General features: G+C 41.5%; 15 protein-coding genes. 5 read left to right on the forward strand and 10 right to left on the reverse strand.

The genetic code is table 11. The features are described from left to right. Window positions 1–24: 24 nt before the first annotated feature. The 4 genes from ACQYAC_RS08690 to ACQYAC_RS08705 all read right to left on the reverse strand — a co-directional run bounded on the left by ACQYAC_RS08690 (window position 25) and on the right by ACQYAC_RS08705 (window position 4,297). Window positions 25–243 carry a spore germination protein gene (locus ACQYAC_RS08690; protein ID WP_058013817.1) on the reverse strand — a complete coding sequence of 73 codons (219 nt, stop codon included), beginning with the start codon at window positions 241–243 and terminating at the stop codon, window positions 25–27. Window positions 244–359: 116 nt separating this feature from the next. Continuing rightward, window positions 360–1,715 (reverse strand): glucose-6-phosphate isomerase, encoded by a 1,356-nt coding sequence (locus tag ACQYAC_RS08695; RefSeq protein ID WP_012011080.1) that lies wholly within the window; start codon window positions 1,713–1,715, stop codon window positions 360–362. Window positions 1,716–1,841: 126 nt separating this feature from the next. Further along, window positions 1,842–3,014 carry an iron-containing alcohol dehydrogenase gene (locus ACQYAC_RS08700; RefSeq protein ID WP_429943118.1) on the reverse strand — a complete coding sequence of 391 codons (1,173 nt, stop codon included), beginning with the start codon at window positions 3,012–3,014 and terminating at the stop codon, window positions 1,842–1,844. Between the two features lie 119 nt (window positions 3,015–3,133). Further along, window positions 3,134–4,297 carry an iron-containing alcohol dehydrogenase gene (locus ACQYAC_RS08705; RefSeq protein ID WP_058013815.1) on the reverse strand — a complete coding sequence of 388 codons (1,164 nt, stop codon included), beginning with the start codon at window positions 4,295–4,297 and terminating at the stop codon, window positions 3,134–3,136. A 144-nt stretch (window positions 4,298–4,441) separates the two neighbouring features. Between ACQYAC_RS08705 and ACQYAC_RS08710 the strand changes: the two genes are divergently transcribed. Then, window positions 4,442–4,678, forward strand: coding sequence for a DUF378 domain-containing protein (locus ACQYAC_RS08710; RefSeq protein ID WP_003212952.1), 237 nt, complete (start codon window positions 4,442–4,444; stop codon window positions 4,676–4,678). A gap of 67 nt (window positions 4,679–4,745) precedes the next feature. Here ACQYAC_RS08710 and yugI read toward each other — a convergent pair whose 3' ends face one another. The 3 genes from yugI to ACQYAC_RS08725 all read right to left on the reverse strand — a co-directional run bounded on the left by yugI (window position 4,746) and on the right by ACQYAC_RS08725 (window position 7,031). Beyond that, window positions 4,746–5,138 (reverse strand): S1 domain-containing post-transcriptional regulator GSP13, encoded by a 393-nt coding sequence (gene yugI, locus ACQYAC_RS08715; RefSeq protein ID WP_024719717.1) that lies wholly within the window; start codon window positions 5,136–5,138, stop codon window positions 4,746–4,748. A 198-nt stretch (window positions 5,139–5,336) separates the two neighbouring features. After that, the gene (locus tag ACQYAC_RS08720) at window positions 5,337–6,530 is read right to left on the reverse strand and encodes an aminotransferase (RefSeq protein ID WP_429943119.1); all 1,194 of its coding nucleotides are present in this window, start codon (window positions 6,528–6,530) and stop codon (window positions 5,337–5,339) included. Continuing rightward, the gene (locus ACQYAC_RS08725) at window positions 6,531–7,031 is read right to left on the reverse strand and encodes an Lrp/AsnC family transcriptional regulator (protein ID WP_003213765.1); all 501 of its coding nucleotides are present in this window, start codon (window positions 7,029–7,031) and stop codon (window positions 6,531–6,533) included. A gap of 178 nt (window positions 7,032–7,209) precedes the next feature. Between ACQYAC_RS08725 and ACQYAC_RS08730 the strand changes: the two genes are divergently transcribed. After that, the gene (locus tag ACQYAC_RS08730) at window positions 7,210–8,034 is read left to right on the forward strand and encodes an alpha/beta fold hydrolase (RefSeq protein WP_144461873.1); all 825 of its coding nucleotides are present in this window, start codon (window positions 7,210–7,212) and stop codon (window positions 8,032–8,034) included. On the opposite strand, the gene ACQYAC_RS08735 is transcribed toward ACQYAC_RS08730, so the two are convergent. Continuing rightward, complete coding sequence (locus ACQYAC_RS08735; RefSeq protein ID WP_058013812.1) at window positions 8,031–8,291, reverse strand: YugE family protein; 261 nt, start codon at window positions 8,289–8,291, stop codon at window positions 8,031–8,033. The genes ACQYAC_RS08730 and ACQYAC_RS08735 overlap by 4 nt on opposite strands. 83 nt (window positions 8,292–8,374) lie before the next feature. Between ACQYAC_RS08735 and ACQYAC_RS08740 the strand changes: the two genes are divergently transcribed. Next, on the forward strand, window positions 8,375–9,550 hold the full coding sequence (locus ACQYAC_RS08740) for a MalY/PatB family protein (protein WP_426973270.1): 1,176 nt from the start codon (window positions 8,375–8,377) through the stop codon (window positions 9,548–9,550). 133 nt (window positions 9,551–9,683) lie between these two features. Next, window positions 9,684–10,976, forward strand: a complete 1,293-nt coding sequence (locus tag ACQYAC_RS08745) for an ATP-binding protein (RefSeq protein ID WP_058013810.1) — start codon at window positions 9,684–9,686, stop codon at window positions 10,974–10,976. On the opposite strand, the gene ACQYAC_RS08750 is transcribed toward ACQYAC_RS08745, so the two are convergent. Further along, window positions 10,977–11,156 carry a hypothetical protein gene (locus ACQYAC_RS08750; protein ID WP_058013809.1) on the reverse strand — a complete coding sequence of 60 codons (180 nt, stop codon included), beginning with the start codon at window positions 11,154–11,156 and terminating at the stop codon, window positions 10,977–10,979. It lies immediately after the preceding gene. A 90-nt stretch (window positions 11,157–11,246) separates the two neighbouring features. Between ACQYAC_RS08750 and ACQYAC_RS08755 the strand changes: the two genes are divergently transcribed. After that, on the forward strand, window positions 11,247–11,639 hold the full coding sequence (locus ACQYAC_RS08755) for a kinase-associated lipoprotein B (protein WP_044140805.1): 393 nt from the start codon (window positions 11,247–11,249) through the stop codon (window positions 11,637–11,639). Here ACQYAC_RS08755 and kapD read toward each other — a convergent pair. Further along, on the reverse strand, window positions 11,636–12,253 hold the full coding sequence (kapD, locus tag ACQYAC_RS08760; RefSeq protein WP_058013807.1) for a 3'-5' exonuclease KapD: 618 nt from the start codon (window positions 12,251–12,253) through the stop codon (window positions 11,636–11,638). The two genes, ACQYAC_RS08755 and kapD, sit on opposite strands and share 4 nt — an antisense overlap. Between the last annotated feature and the right edge of the window lie 131 nt (window positions 12,254–12,384).

Raw genomic sequence — 12,384 nt, forward strand, 5'->3', positions numbered from 1 at the left:
ACCCTCCTTTTTGTATAGGGTTCGTTAAAGAGAGGAATTCATACATTTGCCTTTCGTGATTTGCACATTGTTTGTAAATGCGGCATCAAATAAGGTCTGGCTGGATGATGCATTTGTCTCGTTCGCACTGCCCGCTCCAGATGTGTCCTTTACAGCACTCATTGGACAAATTCGTCCGACATTCCCAAAGTTAACAATCGCCTGTCCTGAAATGTCATGGATATAAATATGATTTGTTCTCATCGCTTCATCAACCTCCTCCATTGATTATTCTATGTACAGAGCTTAGGGAGGCTTGCACTGACACCATGAGAACATAAAAAAAGGCACACCTTATGAAAAGATGTGCCTTTTTATTCTTATGATTGTTTTAGACGGCTCTCAAGTTCTGCCTTTTTCTCTTCGAAGCCCGGTTTTCCTAATAAAGCAAACATGTTCACTTTATACGCTTCTACTCCAGGCTGGTCAAATGGATTGACGCCTAGTAAATACCCAGACATCGCACATGCTTTCTCGAAGAAGTACACGAGATATCCAAATGTATAAGCATCCATTTCAGGAATTGTCACAATCAGGTTCGGTACTTTTCCATCAGTATGAGCAAGCATCGTTCCTTCAAATGCTTTTTTATTAACGAAATCAACCGTTTTTCCTGCTAGATAGTTCAAGCCATCAAGGTCTTGTTCTTCTGCTTCAATGACAAGCTCATGACGAGGCTTGTCTACATTAACGATGGTTTCAAACAAGTCTCTTCTTCCTTCTTGGACATATTGACCAAGTGAATGAAGATCTGTTGAGAAGTTCGCAGATGAAGGGTAGATTCCTTTTTCATCTTTCCCTTCACTTTCACCGAATAATTGTTTCCACCATTCTGCAAAGTATTGCAGTCCTGGCTCATAGTTAATGAGCATTTCAATCGTTCTGCCTTTATTGTAAAGGACATTACGGACGACAGCATATTGGTATGCCGCATTCTCAGAAAGCTCAGATGAAGCGAAGTCTTCGCTTGCTTTTGCCGCACCTTCCATCATCTGATCAATGTCTGCACCGCTCACAGCGATTGGCAATAGACCCACTGCTGTTAAGACTGAATAACGTCCACCTACATCATCAGGAATGATAAATGATTCGTAGCCTTCTTCCGTTGCTAATGTTTTCAATGCACCGCGTGCCTTGTCAGTTGTTGCATAAATACGTTTTTTCGCTTCTTCAGCACCGTATTTTTCAATAAGGAGCTTTTTAAAGATGCGGAACGCAATCGCTGGCTCTGTTGTCGTACCAGATTTTGAAATGACGTTAATAGAAAAATCTGCATCTTCCAATAGATCCATCACATCAGTTAAATAAGAAGAACTGATGTTGTTTCCAATAAAGATGATTTGCGGCGTCTTGCGTTTGCCTTTTGGCAGCGTGTTATAGAAAGAGTGGTTCAAAAATTCAATCGCCGCACGTGCGCCAAGATACGAACCGCCGATTCCGACAACAAGCAAGACATCAGAGTCTGACTTAATTTTATCTGCACTTTTTTTAATGCGGGCAAATTCTTCGCGATCATATTGCTTCGGCAAGTCAACCCAGCCTAAATAATCACTGCCAGTACCCGTTTGTTCATGAATATTATGATGGGCCACCTTCACAAAATCTTTTAAATATGTAAGCTCATGTTCTTGAAAGAAAGGTAACGCTTTCGAGTAGTCAAATTGAATATGTGTCATCGCTTGTAAGCCCTCCATTACGTTAGTTCTATCCCTTTCACTTTAGCGGAACTAGCTATTGAAATCAAGTAATCGTCATTGGTGCAGCAAAAAGCCACTCCCCATGAAGAGAAGCGGCCATCCAAATTATAGAGAGGCTTTTAAAATCGCTAAAATGTCATCACGGCCAAGTTTCATAAAGTTACCAAAGCCGCCATATTCCATTTCTTTTGCTGCGATGTCAGCAATTTTGTCCAGTTGTTCTTCACCAATATCATAATCGGCTAAACGGCTTGGTGCACCGAGGCTTGTCCAGAAGGCTGACAGCTTGTCGATTCCTTCTAATGCGATATCACGATCAGACTTTCCTTCTGTCTCGATGTCAAACATGTTCAGCATAAGATTTTTAAAGCGATCCACATTGTGATCGAGTGTATGACGCATCCAATTTGGGAAGAGGATCGCAAGTCCGCCTGCATGCGGAATGTCATAGACAGCCGATACTGCATGCTCAATCGTATGGGACGCCCAGTCGCCAAAGTAACCCATTTGCAGCGTACCATTTAAAGCGATCGTTCCTGCGTAAAGGATCGTTTCACGGTGCTCATAGCTTTGTAAGTCTTCGAGCAGTTTTGGTGCTGTCTCAATGACTGTTTGAAGAACAGCAAAACACATGCGATCCTGTAGCGGCGTGTTTTTGACATTATGGAAGTATTGCTCGAAGACGTGGCTCATCATATCGACCATGCCGTACACCGTCTGGTTTTCTGGCACAGAATACGTATGCTCAGGGTCTAAAATTGAAAAAGCAGGATGAGTGACTGAACTACCCCACACATATTTTTCATTTGTTTCCCAGTTTGTGATAACAGAGTCTGGATTCATTTCTGAACCAGTTGCCGCAAGTGTCAGCACTGTGCCAAACGGCAATGCTTTTTGAGCGGTTGTTTTCTTTGAGATAATGTCCCATACATCCCCGGCATATTCTGCTCCAGCTGCAATGGCTTTTGTACAGTCGATGACACTTCCCCCGCCAACTGCTAATAAGAAATCAATGTTCTCATTTTGGCAGATATCGATTCCCTTTTTCACTGTTGTGAGGCGAGGGTTTGGTTCAACACCTGACAGTTCAAATACTTCGGCCTCTGCTTCGTTTAAAGCGCTGATCACGTTATCATAAAGACCATTTTTCTTAATACTGCCTCCACCATATACAAGAAGCACTCGCTTTCCATAACGAGCGAGTTCGCTTTTAAGTCCGTCTAGTTGTCCTTTTCCAAACATTAATTTCGTTGGATTATAGTAAATAAAGTTTTCCATCTGTTCTACATCTCCTTAAAACATTTATATCCAAAAACATGAAAGACTACTGTAACATATGTACATGCAGAACTCAAAAAAGATAACTGCTTAAAAGCAGCTATCTTTTCCATGTTCGATTATAAAGAAGCGTTTAAAATAGCTAGAACATCTTCTTTGTTCAGCTTTTTAAATTGGCCAAATTCACCACGTGCCATTGCACGGTCTGCAATCAAGTCAATTTTCTCATCGTTGATGTCATAGTCAGCTAAACGGTTTGGTGCGCCTAGACTTGTCCAGAAAGCAGATAGTTTTTCAATGCCTTCTAAGCCAACTTCTTCGTCTGTTTTGCCAGCAGGGTCAACATCGAATACACGCACTGCTAATTGCTTGAAGCGGCCTGGGTTTTCTTGAATGACATGCTTCATCCAGTTCGGGAACAAGATCGCAAGACCGCCTGCATGCGGGATGTCATACACAGCGGATACCGCATGCTCAATATTATGAGATGCCCAGTCACCGCGTGCGCCCATTGAAAGCATTCCATTAAGTGCAATGGTGCCTGTGAATAAAATCGTTTCACGAAGCTCGTAGTTTTCCAAATCATTGATCAGCTTCGGTGCTGTTTCAATGACAGTACGAAGAAGTCCTTCACACATACGATCTTGGTAAGGTGTATTCTCCGTGTGATGGAAATATTGTTCAAACACGTGAGACATCATGTCAACCATGCCATAAATCGTGTGGTTTTTTGGCACAGTAAATGTGTTCACTGGGTCAAGAATAGAGAATTTAGGGAAGACGGCTGGACTGCCCCATCCGTATTTCTCATTTGTTTCCCAGTTTGTGATGACAGAACCAGAGTTCATTTCAGAACCTGTAGCGGCAAGTGTTAATACCGTACCAAATGGGATGGCTTCCATTGGGACATGCTTACGAGTGACAATATCCCAAGCATCTCCATCGTATTTCGCACCAGCTGCGATCGCTTTGGTTGCATCAATGACACTGCCGCCGCCGACTGCCAATATAAAGTCAATTTGGTTCTCTTTGCAAAGCTCAACCCCTTTTCTGACCGTTGTTAAGCGCGGGTTTGGCTCAACACCAGCAAGCTCAGTCATTGTAGCTCCTGATTCTTTTAAAATGCTGACAACTTGGTCATAAAGACCATTTCGTTTAATGCTGCCTCCACCATATACAAGCAATACGTTTTTTCCGTAGTGTTTGAGTTCATCTGAAAGGGCTGAAACTTCTCCCTTTCCAAAGATTAATTTCGTTGGGTTCCAATAAGTAAATCGATCCATGTGATCTCCTCCTCGCGCTACATTATGCGCCTCAATCATTCCAAAAGTAAAGTAATTTGCTTTAATCCATTTTCTTACGCATAGTTTGGCTAAAAATCTGCAAAATATAAATGTATTGATGCTGTAGCGAAAGGAGGAATCACGATGAGTGCTATTCAGCGTATTGCCCTCGTGCTCACGATTATCGGTGCTATTAACTGGGGACTAATCGGCTTTTTTCAATTTGACTTAGTAGCAGCGATCTTTGGCGGACAAGGCTCTGCATTATCACGTATTATTTATGGTCTTGTTGGAATTGCAGGTCTTGTTAACCTTGGTCTGCTATTTAAGCCAAGCGAAGAAGCTGTTCGCCGTGACGAGCCGAATCCAGAGGTTCGCTAAACAAAAAGACATAAAAAAGGCCGCCTATACGAGGCAGCCTAAGGCACCGTTTGAAGCGGTGCTTTTTTTATTTCTTGATAAGGTCTTTACGGTTAGATTGCTCAATCCACTCTTCAAGTTTATCTTTAAGTGTATTGAAACCTTGTGGTGCAGCAGCTTCTTCTTTCGCTTGCTGTGGTCTTTGTTTCTTTGGTTTGCTTTCTTTTCTTTCTGGTGCATCTTGTGTCGCACGGATAGAAAGGCTGATTTTACCTGCATTTTCATCAACAGAAAGAACTTTTACTTGTACTTCGTCACCAATTGAAAGGTGCTCGTTGATGTCTTTTACAAAGCCATGTGTTACTTCAGAAATATGCACAAGTCCTTGAGTTTCTTCATCTAATGCAACAAACGCACCATACGCTTGTAATCCTGTTACTTTACCAGTGTAAACACTGCCTACTTCAAACTTTGTCGCCATGATAACAACTCCTAAATAAATGTTTTAATATTCGTTTATACGCAATTAAAAACTATATCACAGAACGCTCTTTTACGCAAAATATTTTTTAATTGGGTTTAGATCAGTTCAAAAGGGGGAATACCTGAAAACAAGAATGCTTTCTAGTATTCCCCCCTAATTTGAGAGGCATCAGTCCTAATGGATTGATGCCTTTTTTTATTTAATTATGGCAGGTGCTTCTTCTTTCACTTGTCGTTCTTGCAAAAAGCGCTGGATTCTTGAAAGCGACTCCTGAAGATGGTCAAGAGACGAAGCATATGAACAACGAATATGACCTTCACCACTCGGTCCGAAAACATTACCAGGGACTACGGCTACTTTTTCGCTTAGTAGCAGCTCCTCAGCAAATTGTTCTGACGTCATGCCGGTGCTTTTAATGGACGGGAAAGCGTAAAATGCGCCGTTTGGCTGGTGACATACGAGCCCCAGCTCATTCAAAGAGCCAACAAACAAATTTCGCCGCCTTCTGTAGCTTTTCTTCATTTTCTCTACATCTTCAAGCCCATTTTTCAACGCTTCTTCTGCTGCATATTGTGCCATAGCGGGCGCACACATCATAGAATATTGGTGTATTTTCAGCATGGCATCGCGCAGTACAGGTGGTGCTGCCACATATCCTAAGCGCCATCCTGTCATAGCAAACCCTTTAGAAAAGCCTGAAATGAGGATCGTTCTTTCCTTCATATCTTGAATGGCCGCGACGCTTGTAAAAGCTTCATCGTACGTCAGCTCTGCATAAATCTCATCCGTAATAATGAGCAAGTCATGCTCTTTCGCAAATTGAGCAATATCTTCAAGCTCTTCCTTTGAATAAACAGACCCAGTTGGATTTGATGGCGAGCAAAGCAAAATAGCTTTTGTCTTCGGCGTCAGCTTCGTGCGAAGATCCGCAGAGTCTGCTTTGAAATCTTTTTCAGCCGATGTACTTAAATAAACAGGCACTCCGCCTGCAAGTGTCGTGAGAGCCCCATATGCTACGAAGCAAGGCTCTGGAATGATCACTTCATCCCCGCTGTTTAAAATCGCACGAAACGCCAAATCAAGTGCCTGGCTTCCGCCAACTGTGATAATCAGTTCTTCTTCAGGACTGTAGTCAATGTGAAACCGCTTATATAAATAGCCGCTCAATTCTTTTCGCAAAGATAATAACCCTGCATTCGCCGTATAAGAGGTAAGCCCTTGTTCTAATGACATAATACTTGCTTCTCTGACATTCCAAGCTGTCACGAAATCTGGCTCGCCGACACCAAGGGAAATGACCCCTTCCATTGTGGCTGCCAAATCAAAGAATTTCCGAATACCTGACGGCTGAATGCTTTGTACCGTTTCAGATAAATAAGACTTTTTCATTTAAGGTGACACCACGATTCTTTTGTCATCGTCTCCTGTTTCAAACACTTTCCCATCATGTTTATATCTCTTCAAAATAAAGTGGGTAGTTGTTGAAACAACGGAATCAAGTGTCGATAATTTTTCAGACACGAAGCGGGCAATATCAGACATAGATCTTCCGCGGATCACAACAGATAGATCGTAAACACCTGACATGAGATAGACAGACTCTACTTCCTGAAAGCGGTAAATACGTTCAGCAATTTCATCAAATCCGACGCCTCTTTTTGGTGTCACTTTGACATCAATCATTGCTGTGACGCCTTCGTGACCATCTACTTTACGCCAGTCAATCATGGTTGAGTAATCAATAATGACTTTTTGATCTTCAAGTTTTTGAATAATCGCTTCTGCTTCTTCTGTTGTCACGCCTGCCATTTTTGCAATTGTATTTAAATCGGCACGGCTGTTTTCATCTAAAATCTCTAATATTTCAGTTTCTTTTTCTGTTAGTTTCATTTGATTTCACACCTCAGATTGTAAAAAGCTAGTTTTAAAAAATCTTCTGAACATTATAGCACGTTTTTCCCATTATGCTAAGCAGGGAAAAGATGCTAATCATAGCTTAAAATCCACTTTTTAGGGTACAATACTGTCACCTAACAGAGAGAGAGTATCAAGTATCGGAGTGATGAGTGTGGACATTGTTCAGCCAGCTTATATGAAAAGTAAATTCGGTTTAGACATCTATTACGAGCACTATCCAAATCAGGGGAAGAAAACATTGATCTTAATTCATGGTCTTTTCTCTTCTACCTTCAGCTATCGAAAGCTCATCCCGCTTCTGAAACAAGACTTCCATTTAATCGCGATCGATCTTCCGCCATTTGGACAGTCCGAGAAGTCGAATACGTTTATTTACAGCTATCGCAACATGGCAAAGATCATTATCGAGCTAGCTGGTTACTTACAGATTCAGCATGCGATCCTTGTGGGTCATTCGATGGGCGGCCAAATTGCTTTATATGCCGCATCTGAACGGCCAGACCTATTTGAAAAGGCGGTCCTTTTGTGCAGCTCAGGATATTTAAATAAATCAAAGAGATCGCTTGTTTACAGCACATATATTCCTTATTTTTATCTCTATCTTAAAAGAAAGCTCTTGAAGCAAGGCATCATGAAAAATTTAACGGCTGTTGTGCATGATCATTCCATCATTGATCAAGAGATGGTGGACGGATACTTAAAGCCTTTTTCTGATGATCAAATTTTCCGAGGGATTTTCCGTTTGATTCGGCACCGGGAAGGGGATTTGACCTCGGATGTGCTAAAGAAAATGGAGACACCCGTGCTGCTCATTTGGGGTGAGGAAGATCGAATCGTTCCCATCCAAATAGGAGAAAGACTGCACAAGGATCTGCCAAACTCAACCTTGCATGCATTAAAAAAAACCGGGCACCTCGTTCCTGAGGAAAATCCGGTCTTTGTGTCTGATCAAATCGGACATTTCAGCCTGTCTTAACGTGTGCAGGAGCTGCTGTCTCGTATGACGAAAAGCTGATTCGCTATATGTTGACAGCTCTCGAATGGCAGGAGCTGCTCAAATGAGTGTTGATAAATGGCTTGAATGTCTTTTGCTAAAGATAAAGAGTCTTCTGCGTCGTATAATGCACTGATGACGTCAGCAGGCTCCGTTTCATAGAAGTCCTCTCCATATTGAAAAGGGTCCCATGCCTTAATGAGTTGAATCATCTCTTCTACAGCTTGACTATCTTTCATCGGTATCACCGCTTATAATAAATTTTGTGATGTTTATTTTAGCACAACCAACAATGGTTGAAAAACGGCTAGAGGTGGGTTTCATGAATTTCGACGAACAGATCATACGTAAAGGTTCAAAATCAGTGAAGTGGGATCAAGCAGAGTCTTTATTCCTAACAAAAGATGCGCTGCCAATGTGGGTAGCAGATATGGATTTTAAAGCGCCACAGGTCGTCCTTGATGCATTGAAAACGCGATTGGATCATGGCGTATTTGGCTATGCCTTTCAGGATCAGGATACGCAGCAGGCAGTAGCAGAATGGCTCAAACGAAGACATGGGTGGTCGATCCAAACAGAAGACGTCACCTTCACACCTGGGATTGTCACGGCACTTAGTTTTGCAGTCCAAGCCTATACAGAACCAAGTGACGAAGTCGTCATACAGTCTCCTGTGTACACACCTTTTTATCAAATGATTGAACGAAATGGACGAACAGTCTCAACCAATCCTTTAAAAATAGAAAATAATCGCTATGTCATGGATTTTGATGATTTAGAGAAAAAATTAAGCAGACCAGAAGCGAAGCTCATGTTCCTCTGTCATCCGCATAATCCGTCCGGAAGAGCGTGGTCAAAAGAGGAATTAAAGCGAGTAGGAGACCTCTGTATCAAGCACGGTGTCACAGTCGTTTCAGATGAGATTCATTCTGATTTGATGCTATACGGAAAGCCGCATGTACCATTTGCTAGTCTTTCTGACGACATAGCACATATCACAGTGACGTGCATTGCACCAAGTAAAACATTTAATTTAGCTGGCCTCCAAGCATCTGCCATTATTATTTCCGATGAAGAAAAAAGAACCCTTTTCAACAATGAAATGCAAAGAAACGGACTGGCCAAACTGAATGCATTTGCAATCCCTGCGATGGAAGCAGCATACCGCCATGGCGACGAGTGGCTTGATGCACTTGTTCTTTATCTCGAAAACAATATGAAAATGGCAATGGACTATATTGACGAACATCTTCCAAACATGCGTTATATGAAACCAGATGCTTCTTATTTATTGTGGCTGGACATTCGGGATTATCAATTCAGTCAAGCGGAGTTGAAACGAAATTTGCTGAAAAAGGGCAAAGTGATCCTAGAGCTTGGTCACGTGTACGGACTCGAAGGAGACGGCTTTATTCGAATGAATCTCGGCTGTCCTGCTTCAACAGTCAAAGAAGGATTAAAACGCCTTCATCAAGCGTTTACGCAATCATCTGATTAAGACCTATATGATTGAAAGAACATCCTAACGGGTGTTCTTTTTAAAGAAAAAAACCCTCCTTTTATCATATCTACTTTGTAAATGAAATGATATAATGAGAGGAATTACAATTATTTACGAGGAGAGCATTTAAATGGAAATGTTCAAGGATTTTCTGCTCCATGTATCTTTTATTCTATTTCCAATCTTTTTATATCATGCGCTATGGCTAAGCCGGACCCCTGCTCATTTCCCAAAAACGAATAAACTGCTCATCACAGTATTCGCATCCATCTCTTCAGCACTATGTATTATGTACCCAGTTGGTTCGATTTTAGACTTGCAGACTGGCCTTCAATCCATCCCTCTTGTACTTGCCATTTTATACGGAGGGTACACAGCTGGGATCGTCGCCATCTTGATAAGTTCCATAGTCAAATTCGTGATGTATGGCTCTTTTTTATGGGTTGGACTCATTGTCGTACCGATTTACTTTTTCATCCCATTTCTGTTCTACCGGAAATGGCGTCAATATTCGAAGCTGAAAAAGCTGATGTATGGAGTGCTTATCGGTTTATCCAAAGGATTCTTTATTTACATTGGACTATTTGCGGTCAGCTTAATGGAATACAGCCCGGCCTTTATTATGCAGCAGAAGTTACTTGAGTTATTTTTCTCAACTCTTTACTACATATTCTTTCTCGTGCTAAGTATCTATTCCATTGAATTCGTCAAAGAAAATGCGCAAATGAGAACACAGCTCGTCCAATCAGAAAAGCTGACCATTGTAAGTGAACTCGCTGCAAGCGTTGCCCATGAAGTGCGCAATCCGCTGACAGTGGTGAGAGGCTTTATTCAATTACTCTTTTCTAGTGACAATACAAAAGAGACGTCAACCAATAAAGATTATAAAAATCTCGTTCTGTCCGAGTTAGACAGGGCGCAGGATATTATTACGAGTTATCTTGACATTGCGAAACAAAATTATTATCAAATTGAATCTCTCAATCTATCTAAATTACTCGAGGAATGTGCATCACTGATGACATCCTATGCGAATTTTAAATCGGTCACAATTCATCAATCCATTGAACCAGACTTATACATTCAAGGTGATGAAACGAAGATTAAGCAAGTCATGATTAATTTAATCAAAAATGCGATTGAAGCAGCCCCAGAACACGAAGGGGAAATTGAACTTTTTGCTTCAAAAGAAAATCATAAAATATGCCTTTGTTTCGTGGATAACGGTGTAGGAATGACAGAAAGCCAAATGAAAAAGCTTGGCGAACCATATTACACCCTAAAAAATAAAGGGACTGGACTTGGGCTGACCGTGACATTTTCTATCATTGAAAATCACCATGGAACCATTCGTTTCAAAAGCTCACTGCAGTCTGGTACCACCGTCACCGTGAAGTTTCCTGAAGATACAAGAAGAAAATGATCATTCCATTTTTTTTGTCCTTTTTTCATCTATCCGCTCCTGCTTCTTAGACGCACGAACGATCAGACGAAAGCAAATAAATGCAGCCATAAAGAAAATTACCGTGGTGATTGCCGCTGGGATGTACTCCCTTTTATCTTCAGGAAAATACAGTAGAAAGAGTGCGATGAACGACAGCATTCGCCATTCCCCCTTTTGCTCGTTTACTTCACTATATTGGCTAAAAGAAATGAAATACCTTCCTGCGAGAAGGAAATGGAGGAATTTCACATGACAGACATTCAAATTGGACAAGTTGTGAAAGGATTTTATAAAACAGGTGTTTACGTTGGGGAAGTGACAGCAGTGAAACCATCGGCCTATCTCGTTCAAGTAAAAGCCGTTCTGACACATCCCACTCAAGGCGACCTGCATCACCCAAAAGAAGCAGACGTGCCTTTTTTCCAAGAAAGACGGGCTTTGGCCTATCGTGAACAGACGAATATCCCTCATCATATGGTGAAGCCTTATGATGGTGTTATACCAGATTATCAAGTATCACTAAAAGAAGCTGTAGAAAAATTAAAACAAGCGCTCCATGCAGATGATTCAAAATGGGCGGAAAAATCAAGAGCATGCCTATCTTCTCTCGAAAAAGATTATTTTCCAGAAGACGCCCGCTAATCAGCCGAATCAAAAAAGTGTGAGAAATCGATCAGCTCACCAATTTTGGTGGTTTGTGGATTTTCCACATAGGCTCTATCTTTTTCAAAAAGGGTTAACAGCTGATAAGTCGTCATGGCATCATCAAGTGCTTTATGATGCTTACCAGCTCCTTCACTGCCGTATTCCTTTGCCGCCTTGCGAAGCCCTGTCAGTGTGCGATCACCAAAAAAGGTTTTATATTCAAAGGCAAGGTCTCTCAGCTTCCCCTTAAAAGGAAAGGCAATGTGATTGAGCATACAGTTTTGCTTCAGCACTTTCATGTCCATATTGCCCCATGTAATAATCTCACAATCCTCTCCCCCATCAAGCGACACAAGCTTCTCGATAAACGCCTCAAAGGAAATTCCGCTCTCTACATCCTGCTGCGTAATACCGAGGAACGATTTACAGCGCTTCGTCAGCTTCGGGAACTTTTTTGGTTTGACGTAGCTAGAGAACGTGTCTATGATCTTTTCACTTGCCGCTTTCACTACCCCAGCTTCAATAATTTCAGGGAAAAAATTTTGCGGATGATACTTTCCATCAGGCATCGTAAATTCAAAATCGACCACAAGCACCGTCTTCTGTTCCACAAGTCTCACCTCACTTTTTCGTCAGTTTTTCATTCTGATACCATTATATTAAGACGGACCTTGAAATCACTTCATTTTCTTGAAAATAATGCAGATTCACTATGCCCAACCTATCCATCAGATGAAAGATC

The organism is Bacillus sp. MM09(2025), from assembly GCF_050496725.1.
GTDB lineage: Bacteria > Bacillota > Bacilli > Bacillales > Bacillaceae > Bacillus > Bacillus pumilus.